Origin of the sequence: Streptomyces recifensis (assembly GCF_002154615.1) — a bacterium.
Lineage (GTDB): Bacteria > Actinomycetota > Actinomycetes > Streptomycetales > Streptomycetaceae > Streptomyces > Streptomyces griseoluteus.
The window spans coordinates 1-23681 of the sequence record NZ_MUNH01000226.1 but is presented as its reverse complement, the minus strand read 5'-3'; the positions used below and the strand labels follow the sequence as shown (position 1 = coordinate 23681).

24 protein-coding genes are annotated in these 23681 nt (G+C 71.5%); 10 read left to right on the top strand and 14 right to left on the bottom strand.

All coding sequences use genetic code 11. The annotated features are described in order from the left end of the window. The 6 genes from hflX to miaA all read right to left on the bottom strand — a co-directional run. The coding region (gene hflX, locus CCN33_RS13710; RefSeq protein ID WP_086693913.1) for a GTPase HflX at positions 1-1014 on the bottom strand (1014 nt) is incomplete at its 3' end. 189 nt (positions 1015-1203) lie between these two features. Further along, positions 1204-2712, bottom strand: a complete 1509-nt coding sequence (locus CCN33_RS13705; protein ID WP_086693909.1) for a M1 family metallopeptidase — start codon at positions 2710-2712, stop codon at positions 1204-1206. Positions 2713-2781: 69 nt separating this feature from the next. Continuing rightward, positions 2782-4908 carry a RelA/SpoT family protein gene (locus CCN33_RS13700; RefSeq protein WP_086693912.1) on the bottom strand — a complete coding sequence of 709 codons (2127 nt, stop codon included), beginning with the start codon at positions 4906-4908 and terminating at the stop codon, positions 2782-2784. Positions 4909-5192: 284 nt separating this feature from the next. Continuing rightward, positions 5193-6074, bottom strand: a complete 882-nt coding sequence (gene dapF, locus CCN33_RS13695; RefSeq protein ID WP_086693908.1) for a diaminopimelate epimerase — start codon at positions 6072-6074, stop codon at positions 5193-5195. 51 nt (positions 6075-6125) lie between these two features. Continuing rightward, positions 6126-6626 carry a hypothetical protein gene (locus CCN33_RS13690; RefSeq protein ID WP_086693907.1) on the bottom strand — a complete coding sequence of 167 codons (501 nt, stop codon included), beginning with the start codon at positions 6624-6626 and terminating at the stop codon, positions 6126-6128. A 107-nt stretch (positions 6627-6733) separates the two neighbouring features. Further along, positions 6734-7672, bottom strand: coding sequence for a tRNA (adenosine(37)-N6)-dimethylallyltransferase MiaA (gene miaA / locus CCN33_RS13685; protein WP_086693906.1), 939 nt, complete (start codon positions 7670-7672; stop codon positions 6734-6736). A 181-nt stretch (positions 7673-7853) separates the two neighbouring features. On the opposite strand from miaA, the gene CCN33_RS13680 reads away from it, so the two are divergent. Beyond that, entirely contained in the window at positions 7854-8117 is a 264-nt protein-coding gene (locus CCN33_RS13680; protein WP_086693905.1) for an antitoxin, read from the top strand. Here CCN33_RS13680 and CCN33_RS13675 read toward each other — a convergent pair. From CCN33_RS13675 to CCN33_RS13665, 3 genes are all read right to left on the bottom strand, one after another. Beyond that, a complete protein-coding gene (locus CCN33_RS13675) occupies positions 8114-8815 on the bottom strand; it encodes a class III extradiol dioxygenase subunit B-like domain-containing protein (RefSeq protein ID WP_086693904.1) in 702 nt (233 codons plus the stop codon). The two genes, CCN33_RS13680 and CCN33_RS13675, sit on opposite strands and share 4 nt — an antisense overlap. 70 nt (positions 8816-8885) lie before the next feature. Further along, entirely contained in the window at positions 8886-10412 is a 1527-nt protein-coding gene (gene miaB / locus CCN33_RS13670; RefSeq protein ID WP_086693903.1) for a tRNA (N6-isopentenyl adenosine(37)-C2)-methylthiotransferase MiaB, read from the bottom strand. Positions 10413-10489: 77 nt separating this feature from the next. Next, on the bottom strand, positions 10490-10894 hold the full coding sequence (locus tag CCN33_RS13665) for a pyrophosphohydrolase domain-containing protein (protein WP_086693902.1): 405 nt from the start codon (positions 10892-10894) through the stop codon (positions 10490-10492). A gap of 121 nt (positions 10895-11015) precedes the next feature. Between CCN33_RS13665 and CCN33_RS13660 the strand changes: the two genes are divergently transcribed. Further along, positions 11016-12032, top strand: a complete 1017-nt coding sequence (locus CCN33_RS13660) for a TAXI family TRAP transporter solute-binding subunit (RefSeq protein ID WP_086693901.1) — start codon at positions 11016-11018, stop codon at positions 12030-12032. Here the strand turns inward: CCN33_RS13660 and CCN33_RS13655 are convergent. Continuing rightward, on the bottom strand, positions 12011-13444 hold the full coding sequence (locus tag CCN33_RS13655) for a sensor histidine kinase (protein WP_086693900.1): 1434 nt from the start codon (positions 13442-13444) through the stop codon (positions 12011-12013). The two genes, CCN33_RS13660 and CCN33_RS13655, sit on opposite strands and share 22 nt — an antisense overlap. Before the next feature lie 9 nt (positions 13445-13453). Continuing rightward, a complete protein-coding gene (locus CCN33_RS13650) occupies positions 13454-14143 on the bottom strand; it encodes a response regulator transcription factor (protein WP_086693899.1) in 690 nt (229 codons plus the stop codon). Between the two features lie 292 nt (positions 14144-14435). Between CCN33_RS13650 and CCN33_RS13645 the strand changes: the two genes are divergently transcribed. The 8 genes from CCN33_RS13645 to CCN33_RS13615 all read left to right on the top strand — a co-directional run bounded on the left by CCN33_RS13645 (position 14436) and on the right by CCN33_RS13615 (position 20894). Continuing rightward, entirely contained in the window at positions 14436-15212 is a 777-nt protein-coding gene (locus CCN33_RS13645) for an amino acid ABC transporter ATP-binding protein (protein ID WP_086693898.1), read from the top strand. A 143-nt stretch (positions 15213-15355) separates the two neighbouring features. After that, on the top strand, positions 15356-16186 hold the full coding sequence (locus CCN33_RS13640; RefSeq protein ID WP_086693897.1) for a glutamate ABC transporter substrate-binding protein: 831 nt from the start codon (positions 15356-15358) through the stop codon (positions 16184-16186). Positions 16187-16316: 130 nt separating this feature from the next. Further along, on the top strand, positions 16317-16982 hold the full coding sequence (locus CCN33_RS13635; protein WP_086693896.1) for an amino acid ABC transporter permease: 666 nt from the start codon (positions 16317-16319) through the stop codon (positions 16980-16982). Further along, entirely contained in the window at positions 16979-17869 is an 891-nt protein-coding gene (locus CCN33_RS13630; protein WP_086693895.1) for an amino acid ABC transporter permease, read from the top strand. Before CCN33_RS13635 ends, CCN33_RS13630 begins: the two co-directional genes overlap by 4 nt. Before the next feature lie 233 nt (positions 17870-18102). Beyond that, positions 18103-19722, top strand: coding sequence for an FAD-dependent monooxygenase (locus tag CCN33_RS13625; protein ID WP_086693911.1), 1620 nt, complete (start codon positions 18103-18105; stop codon positions 19720-19722). Between the two features lie 50 nt (positions 19723-19772). Continuing rightward, positions 19773-19886, top strand: coding sequence for a putative leader peptide (locus tag CCN33_RS33650; RefSeq protein WP_341866574.1), 114 nt, complete (start codon positions 19773-19775; stop codon positions 19884-19886). Positions 19887-19953: 67 nt separating this feature from the next. Continuing rightward, positions 19954-20484, top strand: coding sequence for a cupin domain-containing protein (locus tag CCN33_RS13620; RefSeq protein ID WP_229918872.1), 531 nt, complete (start codon positions 19954-19956; stop codon positions 20482-20484). Continuing rightward, positions 20481-20894, top strand: coding sequence for a rhodanese-like domain-containing protein (locus CCN33_RS13615; RefSeq protein WP_425275841.1), 414 nt, complete (start codon positions 20481-20483; stop codon positions 20892-20894). Before CCN33_RS13620 ends, CCN33_RS13615 begins: the two co-directional genes overlap by 4 nt. 53 nt (positions 20895-20947) lie before the next feature. On the opposite strand, the gene recX is transcribed toward CCN33_RS13615, so the two are convergent. From recX to CCN33_RS13600, 3 genes are all read right to left on the bottom strand, one after another. After that, a complete protein-coding gene (gene recX, locus CCN33_RS13610; RefSeq protein WP_086693893.1) occupies positions 20948-21742 on the bottom strand; it encodes a recombination regulator RecX in 795 nt (264 codons plus the stop codon). A gap of 3 nt (positions 21743-21745) precedes the next feature. Next, positions 21746-22882 carry a recombinase RecA gene (gene recA, locus CCN33_RS13605; protein WP_086693892.1) on the bottom strand — a complete coding sequence of 379 codons (1137 nt, stop codon included), beginning with the start codon at positions 22880-22882 and terminating at the stop codon, positions 21746-21748. 262 nt (positions 22883-23144) lie between these two features. Beyond that, a partial coding sequence (locus CCN33_RS13600) for an MFS transporter (protein WP_140394539.1) occupies positions 23145-23681 on the bottom strand: 537 nt, incomplete at its 5' end.

Below are 23681 nucleotides of genomic sequence, written 5' to 3'. Positions count from 1 at the left end.
GTGGTGCGGCAGGTGCCGGACGAAGCCCACGGTGTCGGCCAGCGTGTACAGCCGGCCGCTCGGGGTCTCCGCGCGGCGGACGGTCGGGTCCAGGGTGGCGAACAGGGCGTTCTCCACCAGGACTCCCGCGCCCGTGAGGCGGTTGAGCAGGGAGGACTTGCCGGCGTTGGTGTAGCCGGCGATGGCGACGGAGGGCACCTTGTTGCGGCGGCGCTCCTGGCGCTTGATCTCACGGCCGGTCTTCATCTCCGCGATCTCCCGGCGCATCTTCGCCATCTTCTCGCGGATGCGGCGCCGGTCGGTCTCGATCTTGGTCTCACCGGGACCACGGGTGGCCAGGCCGCCGCGGCCGCCGCCCATCTGCCGGGACAGCGACTGACCCCAGCCGCGCAGTCGCGGCAGCATGTACTGCATCTGCGCGAGCGCGACCTGCGCCTTGCCCTCACGGGACTTGGCGTGCTGGGCGAAGATGTCCAGGATCAGCGCCGTACGGTCGATGACCTTGACCTTGACGACGTCCTCCAGCTGGATGAGCTGGCCGGGGCTCAGCTCACCGTCGCAGATGACGGTGTCCGCGCCGGTCTCCATCACCACGTCCCGCAGCTCCAGGGCCTTGCCGGAGCCGATGTAGGTGGCCGCGTCGGGCTTGTCGCGGCGCTGGATCACGCCGTCGAGCACGAGGGCGCCCGCCGTCTCCGCGAGGGCGGCCAGCTCCGCGAGGGAGTTGTCCGCGTCCTGGGCGGTGCCGGTGGTCCACACTCCGACGAGCACGACCCGCTCCAGGCGGAGCTGGCGGTACTCGACCTCGGTGACGTCCTCAAGCTCGGTGGACAGCCCCGCCACACGGCGCAGGGCCGCGCGCTCGGAACGGTCGAACTGGTCGCCGTCACGCTCGCCGTCGATGTCGTGCTTCCAGGCGACGTCCTCTTCCATCAGGGCATCGGCCCGAAGACCTTCGGGATAGGCGTGCGCGAGGCGCTTGGCGTCCTGTGAAGGGGAAGAAGAGGAGGTCATTGGTTCCTTACGTCGAGGGAGGGACCGGTCCGGCGGTCGGCCGACCGGGAGGTCGGCGAGGGACCGGTGTTCATGGAGTGCAACGCCCGCGTGCCCCGGGAGATTCCCGTGCGCCGCGCCGCGCCGACCGGAAGATGGTCGCACGGCGCGGAGTACCGCGTCATCGGGTTATCACCCGGACACCGGGGGTCAGCTCTTCCTGGCAGGTTTCGCGGGTGCGGGCGGCGGGACCTGCTTCCAGTCCGGGTGGCCGGGCATGGGCGGGGTCTTCTCGCCGTACAGCCAGTCCCGGAAGAAGCCGGTCAGGTCACGGCCGCCGATGGCGGAGGCGAGGCGGACGAAGTCGGCGGTGCCGACACTGGTGTCCCGGTTCTCCTGGACCCACACCTTCTCCAGCCGCTCGAAGGCGTCCTTGCCGATCTCCTGGCGCAGGGCGAAGAGGACCAGGGCGGCGCCGTCATAGATGTTGGGGCGGAAGATGCCGATCTTCTGGCCGGGGGCGGGCGGCTTCGGCCTGGCGGGCGGACCGCCGGCGGCGCGCCAGCGGTCGGAGGCTCCGTAGGCGGCCTTCATGCGGTCCTGAAGGGGGCGGTCCGCCTTCTCCTCCGCGTAGAGGGCCTCGTACCAGGTGGCGTGGCCCTCGTTCAGCCAGACGTCGGACCAGGTGCGGGGGCTGACGCTGTCGCCGAACCACTGGTGGGACAGCTCGTGGACCATGACCGACTCGATGTACCACTTGGGGTAGGCGGGCTCGGTGAAGATGTCCTTCTCGAACAGCGACAGGGTCTGCGTCTCCAGCTCGAACCCGGTGCTGGCCTGCGCCATCAGCACGCCGTAGATCTCGAACGGGTAGGGGCCGATCTTGCTCTCCACCCACGCGATCTGGTCCGGTGTCTTCGCCAGCCAGGGCTCCAGTTCCTTCTTGTCGGCGGCGGGCACCACGTCGCGCAGCGGCAGCCCGTGCGGGCCCGTGCGCCGGACGACCGCGGAGTGGCCGATGGACACCTGGGCGAGTTCGGTGGCCATCGGGTGCTGGGAGCGGTAGCTCCAGGTGGTGGAGCCGCCCGCCTTGACCGTGCCCGTCGGCAGGCCGTTGGCGACGGCGGTGTAGCCGTTTGGGGCGGTGACGTGGAAGGTGAACATCGCCTTGTCGGAAGGGTGGTCGTTGCACGGGAAGACCAGGTGCGCGGCGTCGGCCTGGTTGGCCATGGCGAGTCCGTCGGTGGTCCGCACCCACCCGCCGTCCTGGTCGTCGGCGGCGACGGGGTCGCTGGTGTGCCGGACGGTGATCCGGGTGACGCTGCCGAGCGGCAGCGCGTGGTCCGGGGTGACGACGAGGTCCTCACCGGCACTGGTGAAGGCGGCCCGGTGGCCGTCGACCTCGACGGACTCGACGGTGCCGTGCGCGAAGTCGAGGTTGATCCGCTTCAGCGAGTCGGTGAGCCGGGCCTCGATGGTGGTGACGGCCTTGAGCGGCTTGTCGTTGCTGCCGGGGTAGGTGAGGGCGAGGTCGTAAGCGGCCACGTCGTAGCCGGGGTTGCCCAGCTCCGGGAAGATCCGGTCGCCGACGCCCAGCGGTTCGGCAGGGGCTCCGGCGGCGACGAGACAGACCGTGACGGCCGAGGCGAGCAGGGCCGCCTTCGGGCGCCGGAGGAACCGGAGTGCGGGGTGCGGGCGCGCGGGGCGAGTGAGCAGCATGCACCACCGCTACCAGCGCCGGGCCGCCGGGTGGCGACGGCGCGCGCCGGGCCCACCCGATCGGGTCGGTCAGGCGGCGGGCGCCTGGGCCCGGCTGACGTCGTACACGCCGGGCACATCGCGCATCGCGCGCATCAGAGCGGGCAGTTCGGCGGCGTCGGGGAGCTGGAGGGTGTAGGTGTGGCGGACCCGCTGCTGGTTCGGGGACTCCACGGTGGCGGAGACGATCTCGGCGCCCTCCACGGCGATCGCCTCGGTGAGGTCGGCGAGCAGATGGGGACGGCTGAACGATTCGGCGACCAGGGTCACCCGGCACGCGGTGGTGTCCCCCCAGCGCACGGCGATCTCCTCGCGCCCCTGGCCCTTCATGTCTTCGACCATGGAGCACTCCATCCGGTGCACGGTCACCGCTCCCCCGCGCACGGCGAAGCCGACGATGTCGTCGGGCGGCACGGGCGTGCAGCAGCCGGCCAGGCGCACCGGGCCGCCCGGCCGGTCCAGCAGCACGTCGGGGCCCAGGGGGCGCGCGGCGGGGGCGCTGCTGGCGGGGCGGCTGCCGCCGGGGCTGTCGGCGGTGTCCGAGGCGCGTGCGTCGGCGCCGGGGTGGGCCGCGAGCCAGCGCTGGATGGCGATGCGGGCTGCCGGGGTGTGGGCGTGCTCCAGCCATTCGCGGGAGGGTTCGGAGGCCGGGTCCTGGCCCATGAGGAGCTGGACGGTGTCGCCGTCGCGCAGGACGGTGCCGAGGGCGGCCAGACGGCCGTTGACGCGGGCGCCGATGCAGGCGTGGGCGTCGTCGCCGTACTGGGCATAGGCGGCGTCGACGCAGGTGGCGCCCTCGGGGAGGCCCAGGGTGCCGCCGTCGGGCCGGACGACGGTGATCTCGCGGTCCTGGGCGAGGTCGTCGCGCAGGGTGGACCAGAAGGTGTCGGGGTCGGGGGCGCCGCGCTGCCAGTCGAGGAGGCGGGAGAGCCAGCCGGGGCGGGTGGGGTCGGCCCGCTCGCCGTCGAGGCCGGCGCTCTGCTCCTCGGCGGGCGGGGTGTAGGGGTTGCCGAGCGCGATCACCCCGGCCTCGGCGGCCTGGTGCATGCGGTGGGTGCGGATGAGGACCTCGACGACCTGGCCGTCCGGGCGGGCCACGGCGGTGTGCAGCGACTGGTAGAGGTTGAACTTCGGTACCGCGATGAAGTCCTTGAACTCCGAGACCACCGGGGTGAGACAGGTGTGCAGTTCACCGAGGACGGCGTAACAGTCCGCGTCCTCGTTCACGAGCACCAGCAGACGGCCGAAGTCGGTGCCGCGCAGCGGGCCGCGCTTGCGGGAGACCCGGTGGACGGAGACGAAGTGGCGGGGCCGGATCAGGACCTCGGCCGGGATGTCGGCCTCGCGGAGCACCGCGCGCACCTCGTCGGCGACCTCGGCGAGCGGGTCTCCGCCGGCCGCGTTCTGGGCGATGAGTTCGCTGGTGCGGGCGTACTCCTCGGGGTGGAGGATCGCGAAGACGAGGTCTTCCAGCTCGGTCTTCAGGGCCTGGACGCCGAGGCGTTCGGCGAGCGGGATGAGGACGTCGCGGGTGACCTTGGCGATCCGCGCCTGTTTCTCGGGGCGCATCACGCCGAGGGTGCGCATGTTGTGCAGCCGGTCGGCGAGTTTGATCGACATCACGCGGACGTCGTTGCCGGTGGCGACGAGCATCTTGCGGAAGGTCTCCGGCTCTGCGGCGGCCCCGTAGTCGACCTTCTCCAGCTTGGTCACGCCGTCGACGAGGTAGCGGACTTCTTCCCCGAACTCCTCCCCGACCTGGTCGAGCGTCACGTCGGTGTCCTCGACGGTGTCGTGGAGGAGGGAGGCGGTCAGGGTGGTGGTCTCGGCGCCGAGTTCGGCGAGGATCAGGGTGACCGCGAGGGGGTGGGTGATGTACGGCTCGCCGCTCTTGCGCATCTGGCCGCGGTGGGAGGTCTCCGCCAGGAGGTAGGCACGGCGCAGCGGGTCGAGGTCGGCGTCGGGGTGGTGGGCGCGGTGGGCCTCGACGACGTGGCCGATGGCGTCGGGCAGCTTGCTCCGGACGGCGGGGCCGAGCAGCGCGGCCCGCCCCAGCCTGCGCAGATCGATCCGCGGGCGGGACTTCCTGCGGGCCACCGCGGGCGCCGAGGGCGCTACCGGGCCTGGGCTCGCAGGGTTCGTGGCCTCCGCACTCATGGGCACCTCCGGCTCGTGGACCGGCGGACGGGGCCCGAAGGGCATACGCGGCTCAGGGTTGGCGACGTTCCCCCGTCCGTGCCGGTGCTTGATGCTATCGAGCCCATCACGTGCTACCGACCGCCTCTCGGCCAGCGTGAAACGGATCACCCATTCGAGCGACGGAACGGAGGTTTAGAGTTTGCGCCACGTGCCCTCCCGTCGGCCGCGGTTTCGAAGGGCCTCGCTCTCGGAGAACGGCTGGTCACCGGCGTACGGAGCCACCGGGGAACGGTCCGTCCAGGTCAGCGGGCCGCCTTTTCCAGCCACGCGGCGTCGATCTCGCCCTCGGCGACGATCACGGCGGGGCCCGTCATCTCGATCTCACCATCCGGTCGTTCGGTGATGACCAGCCGACCGCCGGGCACGTCCACGGTGTACGTCGCCGGGGTGCCGGTGACGGCCGGGTCGGTGCCGTCGCGCCGGGCGGCGGCCACCGCGACGGCGCACGCGCCCGTGCCACACGAACGGGTCTCCCCGGAGCCGCGCTCGTGCACGCGCATGGCGACGTGTCCGGGGGCCCGGTCGACGACGAACTCCACGTTGACGCCGTCCGGGTAGGCGCCCTCCGGCCCGACCGGCGGCGCGGTGTACAGGTCACCGGCGTGCGCGAGGTCGTCCACGAAGGCGACGGCGTGCGGGTTTCCCATGTTCACGTTCCGCGCGGGCCAGCTCCGCGCACCGACGCCGACCGTGACCTCGCCCTCGGGCAGGCGGGCCCGGCCCATGCCCACGGTGACGTCTCCGGCGCCCGCGTCGTCCTTGGCGATGTGGACGCGCTTCACGCCTCCGCGCGTGGCGACGGTGAGGTCACCTTCGCCCACATGTCCGGCGTGCTGGAGGTAGCGAGCGAACACACGCACCCCGTTGCCGCACATCTCGGCGACCGAGCCGTCCCCGTTGCGGTAGTCCATGAACCACTCGGCCTCGCCGGCCATGTCGCGGGCCTCGGGGTGCGCGGCGGAGCGCACCACGTGCAGCACCCCGTCGCCGCCGATGCCGGCCCGGCGGTCGCAGAGCGCGGCCACTGCGGCGGGCGTCAGGTCGAGGGCGTTCTCGGGGTCGGGCACGATCACGAAGTCGTTCTCGGTGCCGTGACCCTTGAGGAATGCGATCCGCGTGCTCATCCCTCGATCGTACGGGGTGGCCCGGACACCGTCCGAGGACAGCCGGGTGCGCTAGCGCAGGCGGGCGACCCGCCATACGGCGAGGACGGCGACGACGCCCACGAGCAGCGCGTAGGAGAGGGCGACGCGCCAGTCGGCGCGGCGTCCGGACCCGCGCGGAGGCAGGCCGGGCCAGGTGTAGCCGACGCGGCGGGCGGCCATCATGCCCCAGCCGGCGGCGCAGGAGCAGATCAGCAGGCCCAGCATGGCGATGACCGCGCCGCTGTCGCCGAAGTCGAAGGCGAGCGGGAAGGCGAACATCAGCGAGCCGAGCGCGGCCAGACCCACGATGGGCGCGAGCTGCCAGATGCGCAGCCGCCGCTGGGGGCGCAGTTCGACCTCGACCTCGGGGCCGCCCGCGAACATCTCCTCGGGCGTCGGTCCGTCGGCGACGACCACGATCGGGATGTCGTCCGGGCCGTCGTCGGTCAGACGGTCCTCGACGCCGGGCTCGTCACCGTCGGTGGTGATGTGCTCGGTGCCTGCTGCGGTGTCACGAGGGCTGGCCTCCATCGCCACGCGCCCTCCCAACTAGGACTTCACTGGTCGATCGAAGCTCGATGATGGCACGGCGCCGGAGGCCGGGCTGACCGGTGGCGCATCCCGATGCCAGGACGTGATCAGGCTGTGACCGGTCGTTCGACCAACGTCAGCGCCCGCCCCGGAAGTTCCCCGCGGTCCACCGCGGACCCGCTGAGCCAGTGGACCCTGGGGTCGCGCCGGAACCAGGTGTCCTGGCGGCGCGCGAAGCGCTTGGTGGTGCGCACGGTCTCCACGCGCGCCTCCTCCTCGGTGCACTGTCCGGCGAGCGCGTTGAGCACCTGCTGGTATCCGAGCGCACGGGACGCGGTACGGCCCTCGCGCAGCCCCCGGGCCTCCAGCGCGCGCACCTCGTCCACGAGCCCGGCCTCCCACATGAGGTCGACGCGGCGCGCGATGCGCTCGTCCAGCTCGGGGCGGGCGACGTCGACGCCGATCTGGAGGGTGTCGTAGACCGCGTCGTGGCCGGGGAGGTTGGCGGTGAAGGGGCGCCCGGTGATCTCGATGACCTCCAGGGCGCGGACGATGCGGCGGCCGTTGCTGGGCAGGATGGCACGCGCCGCCTCGGGGTCGGCGGCCGCCAGGCGCGCGTGCAGGGCGCCGGGGCCGCGCAGGGCCAGCTCGTCCTCCAGGCGGGCCCGGACCTCGGGGTCGGTGCCGGGGAACTCAAGATTGTCGACGGCACCGCGCACGTACAGTCCGGAGCCGCCGACCAGGATCGGCCAGCGGCCCTCGGCGAGGAGGGCGTCGATGCGGGCGCGGGCCAGCTTCTGGTACTCGGCGACGGAGGCGGCGACCGTCACGTCCCAGATGTCGAGCAGGTGGTGCGGGATTCCCCCGCGTTCCTCGGGGGTGAGTTTGGCGGTGCCGATGTCCATCCCCCGGTAGAGCTGCATCGAGTCGGCGTTGATGACCTCGCCGCCGAGCTGCTGGGCCAGGAAGACGCCGAGATCGGACTTTCCGGCCGCGGTGGGGCCGACGACGGCGATGACACGGGGGGCGGGGGATGCACTGCTCACCGCACCAGTCTCGCAAACCTCGCGGCCCCGCCGGTGGCCGACGGTGAATGACGTGCGGCTACGCGGGCAGGGGTTACGGGCGTGACCTGGGCGGTCGCGTGGTGTGACGCCCCTCGGGGCGGGGTAGCGTCGTTCACAAGCGCCGCATCACGCGCATTTGGGTTGTTCCGGAAGGTGGATCATGGGTCTGTTCGACGATGTGAAGGCCGCGCTCGGCCCGGCCAAGGACAAGGTGACGGACCTGGCCCGGCAGCACGGCGACGCGGTGCAGGACGGTCTCGACAAGGCCGCGCGGCTGGTCGACGAGCGGACCAAGGGCAAGTACACCGACAAGATCCACGCCGGCACGGACAAGGCGAAGGAAGCGGTGGACCGCCTCGGCCAGGAGGGCCGGAAGCCCGGCGACGGCCCGCAGACCCCGCCCCGGACTCCGCCGAAGAGCTAGCTCCAGGCGGCGACGAGGTAGCCGACGCCGTACGGCGCCTCGTCGTACAGCAGGGTGCCGTCCAGGTTCGCACCTTCCGCCGCCGCCGCGAGGACCTGCCAGGGGGCTCGACCGGACGCCTGGAGTTCACGGGCCAGGCCGGTGTCGAGGACGGCGAGGGCCGCGAGGTCGGCAGTGCCCAGGGCGCGGGCGGCCCGGGCGTCGAAGGGGGCCGCGCGGTCGTCGAGATAACCGGGGGCCTTGAGCGAGCGGGCGGCACTGCCGTCGCCCATCACGAGCAGGGCGATCCGGTCGTTCCCGCCGGTGATCTCCGCCCCGAGTCCGGCGCACTGGTCGGCCGGGAGATCGGCGTCCACGGCCACTCCCTCGACCGGTACGTCCGTCCAGCCGGTCCGGGCCAGCAGCCGGGCGGCGACGGCCAGGGAGGCGGGCAGCTCCGGACCGGGCGCGTCCCCGGGGCCCAGCGACACATCGAGGTCGACGCCGAAGCCCCGGAAGGAACCCCGCGACCCCTGCGGGTAGTGCCCGCCCTCCTCGGCGGGGCCGAGGACCACCAGGCGGTCGGGGCGGGCCGCGGCGAGCACACCGAGCGCCTCCGCGCAGGCGGCTCGGGCGGCATCCAGTTCGGGCGCGGCACCCGCGGCGACCTCGGGGACGAGCAGCGGTGGACAGGGGCAGACGGCGGCTGCGACAAGCATGATCGGCAGCGTAACCCGCCTCACCCCCGGCCGGGGCGTGCCGTGGACCGGGGGTGAGGCGCGGTACGGGTCAGTCGCAGCCGCAGCCGCTCGTGGCGGCCGGCAGCGGCGCGGGGACACCGATCTTCGGCAGGCCGAGCATGACGCCGGCCTTCTCCGTGGTCTCGGCCGCGTTGCGCTTCTCCCAGGCGTCGCCCGCGCGCGTGCGGCGCACGGCGAGGACGGGACCCTCGGCGAGCAGGTGGTGCGGGGCGGCGTACGTCACCTCGACGGTGACGACGTCGCCGGGGCGCACCTCCTCGTCCGGCTTGGTGAAGTGGACCAGGCGGTTGTCGGGGGCGCGGCCGGAGAGGCGGTGCGTGGCGCCGTCCTTGCGGCCCTCGCCCTCGGCGACCATCAGCTCCAGGGTGCGGCCGACCTGCTTCTTGTTCTCCTCCCAGGAGATCTCCTCCTGGAGGGCGACGAGACGCTCGTAGCGCGCCTGCACGACCTCCTTGGGGATCTGGCCCTCCATGGTCGCGGCGGGAGTGCCGGGGCGCTTGGAGTACTGGAAGGTGAAGGCCTGGGCGAAGCGAGCCTCTCGGACCACCTGCATGGTCTGCTCGAAGTCCTCCTCGGTCTCGCCGGGGAAGCCCACGATGATGTCGGTGGTGATGGCCGCGTGCGGGATGGCGGCGCGGACCTTCTCGATGATGCCGAGGTAGCGCTCCTGCCGGTACGAGCGGCGCATCGCCTTCAGGACGGTGTCGGAGCCGGACTGGAGCGGCATGTGGAGCTGCGGCATCACGTTCGGCGTCTCGGCCATGGCGGCGATCACGTCGTCGGTGAAGTCGCGGGGGTGCGGGGAGGTGAAGCGGACGCGCTCCAGGCCCTCGATCTTTCCGCAGGCCCGCAGCAGCTTGCTGAACGCCTCGCGGTCACCGATGTCGGAACCGTAGGCGTTGACGTTCTGCCCGAGCAGGGTGATCTCGCTGACGCCCTCGGCGACCAGCGCCTCGATCTCGGCGAGGATGTCTCCGGTCCTGCGGTCCTTCTCCTTGCCGCGCAGCGCCGGGACGATGCAGAAGGTGCAGGTGTTGTTGCAGCCGACGGAGATCGACACCCAGGCCGCGTACGCACTCTCGCGCCGGGTCGGCAGGGTGGAGGGGAACGCCTCCAGCGACTCGGCGATCTCGACCTGCGCCTCCTCCTGGACGCGGGCGCGCTCCAGCAGGACGGGCAGCTTGCCGATGTTGTGCGTACCGAAGACGACGTCGACCCAGGGCGCCCGCTTCACGATGGTGTCGCGGTCCTTCTGGGCGAGACAGCCGCCGACCGCGATCTGCATCCCGGGGCGCGACACCTTGCGCGGCGCGAGCCGGCCGAGGTTGCCGTAGAGCCGGTTGTCCGCGTTCTCGCGGACCGCGCACGTGTTGAACACGACCACGTCGGCGTCCCCGTCCGAACCCTCGGGCGCCCGTACGTAACCGGCGTCCTCGAGCAGCCCGGACAATCGCTCGGAGTCGTGGACGTTCATCTGGCACCCGTAGGTGCGCACCTCGTACGTCTTGGCTTCTCGAACGTCCACTGCCGGGCTCCGGTCGCTGCTGGTGGTCATGGGTCAAGGGTAGGCGGTCCCCGGACGCCCTCCGTCCCCGCTCCCGGCGGCCCGTGACCGGGGACACGGCCGGGCCGTCAGCGCCCGGCCGGGGTCCATCCCTGGCGACGCAGGACCGCGGACACGTCGGGTGCCCGGTAGTGGTCGCCCTTGAGGACCTTGCCGTCCTCGCGGCGGCTGATCTCGCCGGACGGCCCGACCTTGCTCATGTTGGCGCGGTGGATCTCGGCGATGACCTCGTCCAGGTCGATGCCGTGGACCAGGGCGGTGCCGTAGGCGACGTAGACCACGTCCGCCAGTTCCTGGGCGAGATGGTCGAGCGGGCCGGTGACCGAGACCTCGGCCACCTCCGCGGCCTCCTCGGCGAGCAGTTCCCCCCGGTGCGCGGCGAGTTCGGGACTGATCTCGGTGGGTACGGCGCGGGCGTCGAGACCGAAGGCGCGGTGGAACTCGCTGACGAGACGGGCGGGAGAAGTGCTCATGCGGCGACTGTAACCGCCGCGTCGGACACCCCCGCCGGTTGTCCACAGGCGGCCGGAGAGACGGTCGTGCGGTTGTCCACAGCCCTGGTCCGGCTGCTTCCGGCCTGGCAGGATCGCCCGCATGTCCAAGGTGTTCCCGTTCGCCGAGATCTCCGCCCGGCTGCCCGGCCGGCGCCGCTTGCTGTGGGCGTCGGGCGTGGGAGTCGTGGTGCTCGGCCTGCTGCTCTGGTGGCTGGCACCGCTCGGCGAGAAGCCGCCGAGCGGGACGATCGTGTTCAGCACCGGCGGCACCCGCGGGGTGTACGAGGAGTACGGCCGCCGCCTGCGCAACGAGTTGGCGAAGGACATGCCGGGTCTGACCGTGAAGCTGACCAGCAGCGCCGGGTCGCAGGAGAACGTGCAGCGGGTGGCGTCCGGCGAGGCCGACTTCACCATCGCGGCGGCCGACGCGGTGAAGACGTACCAGCAGGCGCACCCCGCCGAGCACCGGCTGCGCGGGGTGGCCCGGCTCTACGACGACTATGTGCAGCTCATCGTGGCGCCCGGCGCCAAGATCGACAGCGTCGCCGACCTCCGGGACAAGCGGGTGGCCACCGGCCTGCCCAACTCCGGTGTGCGGCTGATCGCGAACGGGGTGCTGAAAGCCGCCGGGATCGACCCGGAGAAGGACATCGTCCCGGTGTCCGCGGGGATCGACACCGGTCCGGACATGCTGGCGGACCACGACATCGACGCCTTCTTCTGGTCCGGGGGCCTGCCGACCGGCGGGCTGACCGAGCTGGCGGACAAGTCGGGGTTCCGGTTCATACCGATAGAGGGGAAGCTCGTCTCCGAGTTGCACGCCGAGGGGGAGCCGGCGCGCTACTACCGCGCCACCAACATGCCCGAGTCCGCGTATCCGCTCGTCCAGGGCGGCTCCACGGTGGCCACCATCGCGGTGTCCAACCTGCTGATGACGCGCTCGGACCTGGACCCGAGGCTCACGGAGTGGATAACCCGCATCGTGATCAGGAGCCGGGACGAGATAGGCAAACACGTGCACTCCGCACAGCGCGTGGACCTGCGTACCGCCATCTACACCGACCCGCTCCCCCTGCACACCGGCGCCCGCCGTTACTACCGCTCCGTCAAGCCCTGACGGGGGCCGGGGACGGGGGCGTGCCGGGGCAGGGTGACGGTGACCCGCAGGCCCTCGGGCTCGTGGTGGCCGTAGGAGATGGAGCAGCCCGTCGCGGCGAGCAGGGCGCGCGTGATGGACAGGCCGAGTCCTGAGCCCTTGATGTTCTGATGGCGTCCGCTGCGCCAGAACCGGTCGCCCACGCGCTCGAGTTCGTCGTCGGTCAGGCCCGGTCCGGTGTCCGTGACCTGGATGGTGGTGGTGTCTCCGCTCGCCAGGACACCGACCTCGACCGTGCCGTGCTCGGGGGTGAACTTGACCGCGTTGTCGATCACCGCGTCCAGCGCGCTGGACAGGGAGATCGGGTCGGCCCAGGCGGTCGTGGGCGGGCAGTCGCCTACCAGCCGGACTCGCTTGGCCTCGGCGGTCGGCGTCCAGGCGGCGACCCGTTCCTCGGCCAGCGCGCCGATGTCGGTCAACCGGGCCTCGGTCTCCGCGTGCTCGGCCAGCGCCAGGTCGAGCAGGTCGTCCAGCACCTGGGCCAGCCTCTTGCCCTCGGTGCGCACGGAGGCGATCTCCTCGTTGCCCTCGGGGAGTTCGAGGGAGAGCAGTTCGATCCGCAACAACAGAGCCGAAAGGGGGTTGCGCAGTTGATGGGAAGCATCCGCGACAAAGGCGCGCTGCTGCTCCAGCACGTCCTCGACGTTGTCCGCCATCTCGTTGAACGACCGTGCCAGTCGCCGCAGTTCGGGCGGGCCGCCGCCGACCGCGACGCGCGACTTCAGACGTCCGGTGGCGATGTCGTGGGTGGTGGCGTCCAGGATGCGCACCGGCCGGAGCACCCAGCCGGTCAGCCGCAGCGCCGCGCCCACCGCGAGGAGCATCGCCGCGATCTCCCCGGCCGCGATCAGCGCCCAGCCGCGCAGCACCCGCCACCGCATCTGCTCGGTGGGCGAGTCGGTGACGACGACCGCCACCACGTCCCCGTCCCGGATGACCGGCGAGGCGACCACGAGCCGGGTCCGCTGCCAGGGCCACACCTGGCCGGGGTCGTGGCTGCGGCGGCTGAGCAGCGCCTCCTCGAAGGCCGCCCGGACCGCCCCCTCCTGCGGTACGAACCAGTCACCGGGGGCGTTGACCATGGCGGAGCGGTCGCTGTAGAAGACACCGGCACGGATGTCGTAGACGCCGTGGTAGCTCTCCAGCTCGCGGTGGAGGGTCTGAAGGCGCTCGTCGGGGGCCGTGAAGTGGCTGCCGCTCGGGGTGTCGGTGACGAACTGGGCGAGCGCGGCGAAGCGCGCGGTGTCGTCTATCCGGTCCACGATGACGCGCTGCTGCTCGGCCGCGGCCACGCTGACGGCGAGCGGTACGCCGAGCGCGAGGAGCACGGCCGCCATCAGCACGATGAGCAGCGGCAGGAGCCGAGTGCGCACCCGGCCCCGCTATCCGGCCGGGGCGACGAGCCGGTAGCCGACCCCGCGCACGGTCTCGATCAGCGCGGGCATGCGCAGCTTGGCGCGCAGCGACGCCACATGAACCTCCAGCGTGCGACCGGTCCCTTCCCAACTGGTGCGCCACACCTCGCTGATGATCTGCTCCCGCCGGAAGACCACGCCGGGCCGCTGGGCGAGCAGCGCGAGCAGGTCGAACTCCTTCCGGGTCAGCGCGACGGTGGCCCCGGCGACGCTGACCTGCCGGGTGGGCAGTTCGATGCGGACCGTGCCGAGCAGCAGGGCGGCGCTGTCGTCTCCGGTCACGGCGTCCTCGGGGACGGTGCGGCGGCTGACCGCATGGATGCGGGCGAGGAGTTCACCGGTGTCGTACGGCTTCACCACGTAGTCGTCGGCGCCCAGATTGAGCCCGTGGATGCGGGAGCGGATGTCGGAGCGGGCGGTGACCATGATGACCGGGATGCCGGTGCGCTTGCGGATCTTGCCGCAGACCTCGTAGCCGTCCTGGTCGGGCAGGCCGAGGTCGAGCAGGATCACGCCGAAGCCGGGGCCCTCGGGGACGAGCGCCTGGAGCGCCTCCTCGCCGCTGCGGGCGTGGGTGACGTCGAAGCCGTGCCGGGCGAGGACCGCGGAGAGGGCCGCGGCGACGTGGTTGTCGTCCTCGACGAGCAGCAGTCTCATCCAAGCCCCCTTCAATTCGGCGTTCGTACGGTCTGCGTTCTTCTCAGGTGTGTACCGATGGTGTGCGCGTGTGCACCATGCAGTGACGCCGATGAAGGACGACGCAGTCAAGAGCGTTCCGGTTGCCCGGGCCTTCCGTTATCCGGCCGATACGCGCACAGAACGCAAGTGCTACGACACGTGTCCGATTGCTATCGGATCGTGATGCTCAGATTCACCTCAGATGTGGTGACGCCGAAGCAGGGTCGTCACTACTGTCCACCGAAACCGAGGAGGACGGAGCCCGAGAGCGATGACCGAAGTAGCGGTGGCCAAGGAAGACGTGGCCGCGTCCGACGACCTGGTCGTCCTGAAGAGCGTCAACAAGCACTTCGGCGCGTTGCATGTGCTCCAGGAGATCGACCTGACGATCGGCCGCGGCGAGGTCGTCGTGGTCATCGGGCCGTCCGGGTCCGGCAAGTCGACCCTGTGCCGCACCATCAACCGTCTGGAGACGATCGACTCCGGCAGCATCACCATCGACGGCAAGCCGCTGCCCCAGGAGGGCAAGGCGCTGGCCCGCCTCCGGGCGGACGTCGGGATGGTGTTCCAGTCCTTCAACCTCTTCGCGCACAAGACCGTGCTCGAGAACGTGATGCTGGGCCAGCTCAAGGTCCGCAAGACGGACAAGAAGAAGGCCGAGGAGCAGGCGCGTGCCCTGCTCGACCGGGTCGGCGTCGGCAGCCAGGCCGACAAGTACCCGGCGCAGTTGTCCGGCGGCCAGCAGCAGCGTGTGGCCATCGCGCGGGCGCTGGCGATGGGCCCGAAGGTGATGCTCTTCGACGAGCCCACGTCGGCCCTCGACCCCGAGATGATCAACGAAGTCCTCGAGGTCATGCAGCAGCTGGCCCGCGAGGGCATGACGATGGTCGTCGTCACCCACGAGATGGGCTTCGCCCGCTCGGCCGCCAACCGCGTGGTCTTCATGGCGGACGGCCGGATCATCGAACAGGCCGCCCCCGAGCAGTTCTTCAGCAATCCGCGCAGCGACCGGGCCAAGGACTTCCTGTCCAAGATCCTGCACCACTGAGCCCCGGACCGGGCTGCCGCACCGACCGTGCCGTCCCGGCCGTCCGGATCTCCGGGCGGCCCGGTGCCGTCCGCGCGACGGCCCGCGTCCTCGCGCTCGTTCTCACGTTCGCTCCGTCACGCATCACGCAAAGGATGTCCACCATGAAGCTCCGCAAGGTCACCGCCGCCTCCGCCGTCGTGCTCGCGCTCGCCGTGTCCGTCACCGCGTGCGGCGGCGACAAGAAGGACGACGCCTCGGGCGGCAAGAAGATCAAGATCGGCATCAAGTTCGACCAGCCGGGTCTCGGTCTGCAGGAGCCGGACGGCTCCTACTCCGGCTTCGACGTGGATGTCGCCACCTATGTGGCCAAGAAGCTCGGCTACCAGCCGAACCAGATCGAGTGGGTCCAGACCAAGAGCGCCGACCGCGAGAACGCCCTGAAGCGCGGCGACGTCAAGTTCATCGCGGCCACCTACTCCATCACCGACGAGCGCAAGCAGAAGGTGGACTTCGCCGGCCCGTACCTGCTGGCCCACCAGGACCTGCTGGTGAAGAAGGGCTCCAAGATCACCAAGGGCACGGACCTCAACGGCAAGAAGCTGTGTTCCGTGACCGGTTCGACGTCGGCGCAGAACGTCCAGAAGACGATCGCCCCGAAGGCCAACCTGCGTGAGCTCTCCGGCTACTCGGAGTGCGTCGCCGGTCTCCAGAGCGGCGCGGTGGACGCGCTGACCACGGACGACTCGATCCTCGCGGGCTTCGCCGCGCAGGACAAGTACAAGGGCCAGTTCCAGCTCGCGGGCCTGAAGCTCAGCAACGAGAACTACGGCATCGGCGTCAAGAAGGGCGACTCCGCGACCGTCGGCAAGATCAACAAGGCGCTGGAGCAGATGGTCGCCGACAAGTCGTGGGACAAGGCCGTCGAGAAGAACTTCGGGCCGGCCCAGTACAAGAACGAGCCCGCCCCGAAGATCGGCGACATCGTCAAGTAGTCCCGGCTCCACGACGCGAGGACCTGGCGGGCTCCGCACGGTCCACGGCCCGCGCCGCCGTCCACCGCTTCCCGGACGGCGGCGCGCCCCGACCACCCCGTAGGCCACACACCCGGAAGCGCGGGAGAACGTGTTCGACTTTCTTGAAGGCTACGACGTCCTGGGGGCGTTCTGGACGACGGTGCAGCTCACCGTCTTCTCCGGCGTCGGCTCCCTCGTCTGGGGCATCCTGCTGGCCGGTATGCGGGTCAGCCCTGTCCCGCTGATGCGCGGGTTCGGCACCGCCTACGTCAACATCGTGCGGAACATCCCGCTGACGATCATCATCCTGTTCACCTCGCTCGGCCTCGCCGACATCTTCGGCGTCACCATGGGCGCCGAGGACTTCAAGATCCAGGGCTTCCGGCTCGCGGTGCTCGGACTGATCGCCTACACGGCGGCTTTCGTGTGCGAGGCGATCCGCTCCGGCATCAACACGGTGCCGCTCGGGCAGGCCGAGGCGGCCCGCGCCATCGGGCTGAGCTTCTCGCAGACGCTGCGGCTGATCGTGCTGCCCCAGGCGTTCCGCGCGGTCATCGGCCCGCTGGCCAACGTCCTGATCGCCCTGACCAAGAACACCACGGTGGCGGCCGCCATCGGCGTGGCCGAAGCCGCCACCCTGATGAAGACGATGATCGAGAACGAGGCTCAGACCCTGGCCATCGGCGCCGTCTTCGCCCTCGGCTTCGTGGTGCTGACCCTGCCGACCGGCCTCCTCCTGGGCTGGCTCGGCAAGCGACTGGCGGTGAAGCGATGAGTTCCGTCCTGTACGACACGCCCGGCCCCCGTGCCCGGACGCGCAACGTCGTCCTCTCCGTGGTCTTCTTCGTCCTGCTCGGCCTGGTGCTGTGGTGGGCCGCGACGAAGCTGGACGACAAGGGCCAGTGGGCGTGGGCACTCTGGAAGCCCTTCACCACCAGCGAGGCGTGGACCACCTATCTGCTGCCCGGCCTCGGCAACACCCTGAAGGCCGCCGCACTGTCCATGGTGATCGCGCTGCCCCTGGGCGCGATATTCGGCATAGCCCGGATGTCCGACCACCGCTGGGTGCGCATACCGGCCGGCGTGGTCGTGGAGTTCTTCCGCGCCATCCCGGTGCTGCTGCTGATGCTGTTCGCCAGTGAGTTCTACGTCCGCTCCACCGACATCCCCAGCGACTCCCGGCCGTTGTACGCCGTCATCACCGGTCTGGTGCTCTACAACGCCTCTGTGCTGGCCGAGGTCGTCCGGGCGGGCATCCTCTCGCTGCCGAAGGGGCAGACGGAGGCCGCGTACGCCATCGGCCTGCGCAAGGGCCAGACGATGGCGGGCATCCTGCTGCCGCAGGCCGTCACCGCGATGCTCCCGGCCATCGTCAGCCAGCTCGTGGTGATCGTGAAGGACACGGCGCTCGGCGGTGTCATGCTCCAGTTCCCCGATCTGCTCAACGCCCGCAGCACCCTGGCGGCCAACTACGCCAACGTCATTCAGAGCTTCGCCGTGGTGGCGGTCCTCTACATCGTGCTGAACTTCCTGCTCACCTCCTTCGCCTCCTGGCTGGAGGGCCGGCTGCGGCGCAGCACGCGCGGTACCGGCGCGGTGCTCGGGGCCGGCACGGTCGAGGACCTCAACTCGGGCGAGGTCGGCGGCTCGGTGCGCGCCTGACACCTGCTCAGACGAGCTCCGGGGGGCCGGGACGACGTGCACGCGCCGTCCCGGCCCCCCATTGCGGTCCCGGGCTCCGTGCCCGATCCTGGTGGGGTGATCGCCACGGGCCCCGGTCACTTGACGCATACTCTGCCAATGGGTTGCATACGTTCTGTGATCGTGCACCCCGCTTCACCTTCCTGTTCCCGCGTGTTCGTCGAGGCATCGTCATGGGCAGGGGGCGCCACGCCGTGGACCCGGTGATCATCGTCGGAGCGGGGCCCGTCGGGCTCACGCTCGCCCTGGCTCTGGCCCGCCAGGAGGTGCCGTCCGTCGTCCTCGACGAGACCGGCGGCAAGGAAGAGCCCCGGCCGGCGCGCACCGTCGTCCTGCGCGAGGACACCGCGGCACTCCTGGAGCGGCTGACCGCGGTACGGGCCGGTGACCTGGGGCTGTGCTGGAGCGGCTGGCGCTCGCAGCGGCGCAGGCAGGTGGTGGGCGAGATCGCCTTCACGGCCGGCGAACCCGCGCCGCTCCACGTCGAACAGCACGTCCTCACCGCCGCCCTGCGCGCATCCGCCGACGCGGAACCGCTGATCGAGATCGCCCTGGACAGCCGTCTCGACTCCCTCGAACAGGAGCGCTCCGGCGTCACCGCGCACACCCGCGGCCCGCGGGGCACCTGGTGGCGGGGCAGTCATCTGGTCGGCTGCGACGGCCCCCGCTCCACGGTCCGCAAGCTGATGGACATTCGCTTCCCCGGCCGAACGGCGGTGGAGCGGCACGCGGTCGCCACCCTGCGCGTCGAACTCCCCTGGGAAGGCAAAGCGTTGCTGCACCGGATGCCGCCGTGGCGGTCGTCCGGTCATCCCTCCACGGAGGTGAGCGCCCGGCCGCTGCCGGACAGCACCTGGCGCCTGGACTGGCTGCTGCCGGCCGGCAAGGACCTGATCACGCCCGAGTTCCTGGTGAGCAACGTCCGCAAGACCCTCGCGGGCTGGACCGGCAACGCGGTCCCGGCCTACGACCTCCTGGACACCGGTGTGCACGCCGTCCATCACCGGCTGGCCCGCCGCTGGCGCTCCGGCCGGGTCTTCCTCGCCGGGGACGCCGCCCACCTGCTGGGCGCGCTCGGCACCCAGGGCCTCGACGAGGGGCTGCGGGACGCCGACAACCTCGCCTGGAAGCTGGCCGTCGCCTGGCATCACGGCGCGCACGAGGCGCTGCTCGACAGCTACCAGGCCGAGCGGCGCGCGGTGGTCGCCGCCCGGTTGCGCGCCGCCGATCAACTGCTCCCGGTACTTCGCGGCACCGGCGGGCTGCGCGGCTACGTGCCCGGCGCGTCCCGCAATCACGACACCCTGATGACGGACGGTCACCTGGGGCGCGGTGCGCTCGGCGAGCCGGGGGCGTACGCCGCCTCGCCGCTCGCGCCTCGCTACCTGGAGGGCGAGATCCCGGTCGACACCGAGCCGGGCGCGCCCGTCACCGACGTACGGGTCACCGCGGAGGACGGTTCCTTCGTACGGCTGCGCGACCGGCTGGGCAGGGGCGCGCTGCTCGTCGTTCTGATCGCGCCGGGTACGGGGGTGTGGGACCGCAAGCACTGGATGTCCGCCGGGGTCATGCCCCGGCTGGCGGCCGCGGTGAGCGCGCTGCCGCACCGGGCGGAGCTGCTGGTCGCGGAGAGCTATCCGGGAGCCCCGGCACACAGCGTGCTCCTGATCCGCCCGGACGGCCATCTGGTCACCGCGCTCAGCGGGGTACGGCCCGCCGATCTGTACGCGGCGGCGGAGGCCGCGCTCGGGGGCGCCGTGCCGCTGGAGGACGCTCTGAAGGAGGAGGCGGAGGCCGGGTCGGGGGCGCGCTGACCTCGAACGCGGCCCCTCGCTGTCCACATGATGGGGACAGATTGACCGGAGTGCGCCGGCATGCTGTACTCCGAATCGTGACCGACACCCATGTATGCCTGTGGCGGAGGGTCCATATGGACCTGCTCCGCTACGCGGGCTGCGTGTGTCGCCCGTCCTGCTGAATTCGCATCCCCCTTCTCCGGGCGCCGTGGCGCGCCCGTTCGGCGAACCCTCTTCAGGACGGTGCACGTGTCTGTCTCCCCCCTCACCTCCCCCACGCCCACCTCGGCCCCCAGCCAGGCCGAGCTGCTCGACTTCCTCCGGCGCGCCGCCGCCGACGCGGAACTGATCGCCTCCCTCCCGCTCGACCCCGAGGGCCGCACCTGGCTGCGGCTGGAGGGGCCGGGGGGCAGCGAGGCGTGGCTGATCGGCTGGCCGCCCGGCACCGGTACCGGCTGGCACGACCACGCGGACTCGGTCGGCGCCTTCCTCACGGCGTCCGGCGAGCTGCACGAGAACTCGCTGGCCGCCCGGCTGCCCACGGACGGCTGGCGGACCCTGGAACTCATCGGGGACGTCGACCGCGAACGCCGCCTCGGTGCCGGCCAGGGCCGCGCCTTCGGCCGGCACCATGTGCACGAGGTGTTCAACGACTCCCCCGACCGGCACGCCGTCTCGGTCCACGCCTACTACCCGCCGCTGCCGCGCATCCGCCGCTACAGCCGCACCGGCCAGGTGCTCCGGCTGGAGCAGGTCGAGCGCCCGGAGGACTGGCAGTGAGCGGCGACGGCGACGCGCTGCGTCCGGTGGGGATCGACGAGCTGCTGGAGCGGGTCCGCTCCGGCTACCGGCGCATCGAGCCGAGAGCGGCGCACGAGGCGGCCCGCGACGGCGAGGCCCTGCTGGTCGACATCCGGTACGCGGCGCTGCGCGACCGGGACGGGCTGATCCCCGGCGCCCTGGTGATCGAGCGCAACGAGCTGGAGTGGCGGCTCGATCCGCAGGGAAGCCACCGGGTGCCGGAGGCCACCGGGCACGATCTGCGGGTCGTGGTCATCTGCAACGAGGGCTACGCGTCCAGCCTCGCGGCCGCCTCCCTGCACCAGCTCGGGCTGCGCCGGGCGACCGACCTGGTGGGCGGCTTCCAGGCGTGGCGCGCGGCGGGGCTGCCGGTGGAGCCGATGGCCTGAGCAGTACGTCCGCTCGGGGCTCGGCGCCCTGAGCGGACCCTCCTGCCCGGCCGTCAGAAACCGTCCTCCGCGAGGAACTCCGTGTCCTCACCCTCTTCCTCCAGCGCCTGACGGACGACGCGGAGGGCCATGCCCTCGGGATACCCCTTGCGGGCGAGCATCCCGGCGAGGCGGCGGAGCCGTTTGTCCCGGTCGAGCCCACGGGTGGCACGCAGCTTGCGGTCCACCAGCTCGCGGGCGGTCGACTCCTCCTGCTCGGAGTCGAGCTGTGCCACTGCCTCGTCGATCAGCGCCGAGTCGACGCCCTTGGTGCGCAGCTCACGGGCGAGGGCGCGACGGGCCAGCCCCCGGCCGTGGTGCCGTGACTCCACCCAGGCGTCCGCGAAGGCACTGTCGTTGATCAGTCCGACCTCCTCGAACCGCGACAGCACCTCCTCGGCGACCTCGTCCGGGATCTCCCGCTTGCGCAGGGCGTCCGCGAGCTGCTTGCGGGTGCGCGGGGTTCCGGTGAGCAGGCGCAGACAGATGTTCCGCGCCTTCTCGGCCGGGTCCGCCTCTGTGGAGGACACCCCTTGCCCGGCCCTCGACGAGCGCGGGGTGTCCTCGTCCGTGCCGGCGGGCTCTCCGAAGCCGCGCCGCCGGCGGCCGCGCCGGGAGGAGCCGCCCCCGTGGGACCCCTCCGAGCCTGTGCCGTCCCACCCGGACCGGTGTGGTGCCGGATGGCTGTCCTCGAGTCCGTCCGCGTCGTCACCGGGCGCGGCCGGGGCCGGGTCGCGTCCGATGCCCCTCCCCCGTGGGGCACCGGACGCGGAGTGGTCGTACTCGGCCCAGTCGGTTCGTCGCGTCACGGGTCAGCTCTTGGCTGCGGCGGCCTTGGGCTTGGTGGCCTTGGCCGGGGCGGGAGCAGCCTTGGCGTCCGTGGCCTTGGCATCGGCGCCGGGGGCGGTGACCGCGGCGGCGTCCGTGCCCGGCTCGGCGGCGGGCTTCTCGGGACGCACTCCGACGCCCAGCTTCTCCTTGATCTTCTTCTCGATCTCGTTGGCGAGGTCGGGGTTGTCCTTGAGGAAGTTGCGGGCGTTCTCCTTGCCCTGGCCGAGCTGGTCGCCCTCGTATGTGTACCAGGCACCGGCCTTGCGGACGAAGCCGTGCTCCACGCCCATGTCGATCAGACCGCCCTCACGGCTGATGCCCTGGCCGTAGAGGATGTCGAACTCGGCCTGCTTGAACGGCGGGGCGACCTTGTTCTTGACGACCTTGCAGCGGGTGCGGTTGCCGACCGCGTCCGTGCCGTCCTTCAGGGTCTCGATGCGGCGGATGTCGATGCGCACCGAGGCGTAGAACTTCAGCGCGCGGCCACCGGTCGTGGTCTCCGGCGAGCCGAACATGACGCCGATCTTCTCGCGGAGCTGGTTGATGAAGATCGCGGTCGTCTTGGACTGGTTGAGCGCGCTGGTGATCTTCCGCAGGGCCTGGCTCATCAGGCGGGCCTGGAGACCCACGTGGCTGTCGCCCATCTCGCCCTCGATCTCCGCGCGCGGGACGAGCGCGGCGACGGAGTCGATGACGATGAGGTCGAGCGCGCCGGAGCGGACCAGCATGTCCACGATCTCCAGCGCCTGCTCGCCGTTGTCCGGCTGGGACAGGATCAGGTTGTCGATGTCGACGCCGAGCTTCTTCGCGTACTCGGGATCGAGAGCGTGCTCCGCGTCGACGAAGGCGACCTGGCCGCCGGCCTTCTGCGCGTTGGCCACGGCGTGCAGGGTGAGGGTCGTCTTACCGGAGGACTCCGGGCCGTAGATCTCCACGACACGGCCGCGCGGCAGACCACCGACGCCGAGAGCCACGTCGAGGGCGGTCGAGCCGGTCGGGATGACCTCGATGGGCTCCATCGACCGCTCGCCCATGCGCATCACTGCGCCCTTGCCGAATTGTCGTTCAATCTGTGCGAGCGCGGCGTCGAGCGCCTTCTCGCGGTCGGTTCCTGCCATGGGTTCCACCCGGTTTGCTTGAGTCGATCGCTTCACGTCAAAGACGCTAACGCCTGCCACTGACAACGCGCCCCGACGTCGGCCCGGCCTGTGGATAACTGGGGTACATCCCTACCCGAACCGTACGTAAATCCCTGCCGTCGGCCTCGCCTGCGCCTCCATGAGAATGGATGTTCGATTTTCATGTCAAGCGCGCCGGACCCGGGCGGGTCGGGTGCGGTCGAGTGCGCTCGGCCCGGCTGCGGGAGGCGCTTCGGGAGCCTCACCGCCACCCCGGAGTCCTGACCCAGGCCACAACGGCCACCCCCGCCGCCAGCAGCAGAGCACCCGGCACGGAACGCGCCGCAAGCGGCCCCGCGAACGCGGCCCCCACGGCGAAGCCGGTGATCTTCAGACTGGCGCCCGTGGTGAAGATCTGGCTGCGCAGATGGTCAGAAGACTCGCGGTGGCGGACGGCGAACAGGGCCGTCAGCTGCGGGCCCTCGCCGGCGCCGACCAGCAGCGCAGCCCCGATGAGCGCGGCCGGCCGGCCCGTCGCCGCCAGCGCCAATCCGGCGGCCTGCACCAGCGCACCCAGGCGGATCACCGCATCCGGCGCCACCACCAGGCGGGCAAGCACACCATTGGCCACCAGCCCCGCTCCCGCCGCACACGACGGCAGCACCGCCCCGCGCGCCGCCCCACCCAGCGCCCGCTCCCCCAGCAAGGGAACGCAAGCCGTAAGCACCCCCTGGGCCACGCAGCAGCCCACCGAAGTGAAGGTCGCCCGCGCCAGAGCGGGATTCCCCAGCACGAACCG

Bases quoted from the DNA above. Each gene is read 5' to 3' on its own strand.
- dapF (WP_086693908.1), bottom strand. From the start codon at position 6,074: ATGAGCACGCGGATCGCATTCCTCAAGGGTCACGGCACCGAGAACGAC.
- CCN33_RS13645 (WP_086693898.1), top strand. From the start codon at position 14,436: ATGACCGAAGTAGCGGTGGCCAAGGAAGACGTGGCCGCGTCCGACGAC.
- CCN33_RS13675 (WP_086693904.1), bottom strand. From the start codon at position 8,815: ATGCTTGTCGCAGCCGCCGTCTGCCCCTGTCCACCGCTGCTCGTCCCC.
- CCN33_RS13705 (WP_086693909.1), bottom strand. From the start codon at position 2,712: ATGCTGCTCACTCGCCCCGCGCGCCCGCACCCCGCACTCCGGTTCCTC.
- CCN33_RS13650 (WP_086693899.1), bottom strand. From the start codon at position 14,143: ATGAGACTGCTGCTCGTCGAGGACGACAACCACGTCGCCGCGGCCCTC.
- CCN33_RS13630 (WP_086693895.1), top strand. From the start codon at position 16,979: ATGAGTTCCGTCCTGTACGACACGCCCGGCCCCCGTGCCCGGACGCGC.
- CCN33_RS13700 (WP_086693912.1), bottom strand. From the start codon at position 4,908: ATGAGTGCGGAGGCCACGAACCCTGCGAGCCCAGGCCCGGTAGCGCCC.
- recA (WP_086693892.1), bottom strand. From the start codon at position 22,882: ATGGCAGGAACCGACCGCGAGAAGGCGCTCGACGCCGCGCTCGCACAG.
- miaB (WP_086693903.1), bottom strand. From the start codon at position 10,412: ATGACCACCAGCAGCGACCGGAGCCCGGCAGTGGACGTTCGAGAAGCC.
- CCN33_RS13640 (WP_086693897.1), top strand. From the start codon at position 15,356: ATGAAGCTCCGCAAGGTCACCGCCGCCTCCGCCGTCGTGCTCGCGCTC.
- CCN33_RS13690 (WP_086693907.1), bottom strand. From the start codon at position 6,626: ATGGAGGCCAGCCCTCGTGACACCGCAGCAGGCACCGAGCACATCACC.
- CCN33_RS13665 (WP_086693902.1), bottom strand. From the start codon at position 10,894: ATGAGCACTTCTCCCGCCCGTCTCGTCAGCGAGTTCCACCGCGCCTTC.
- CCN33_RS13680 (WP_086693905.1), top strand. From the start codon at position 7,854: ATGGGTCTGTTCGACGATGTGAAGGCCGCGCTCGGCCCGGCCAAGGAC.
- CCN33_RS13660 (WP_086693901.1), top strand. From the start codon at position 11,016: ATGTCCAAGGTGTTCCCGTTCGCCGAGATCTCCGCCCGGCTGCCCGGC.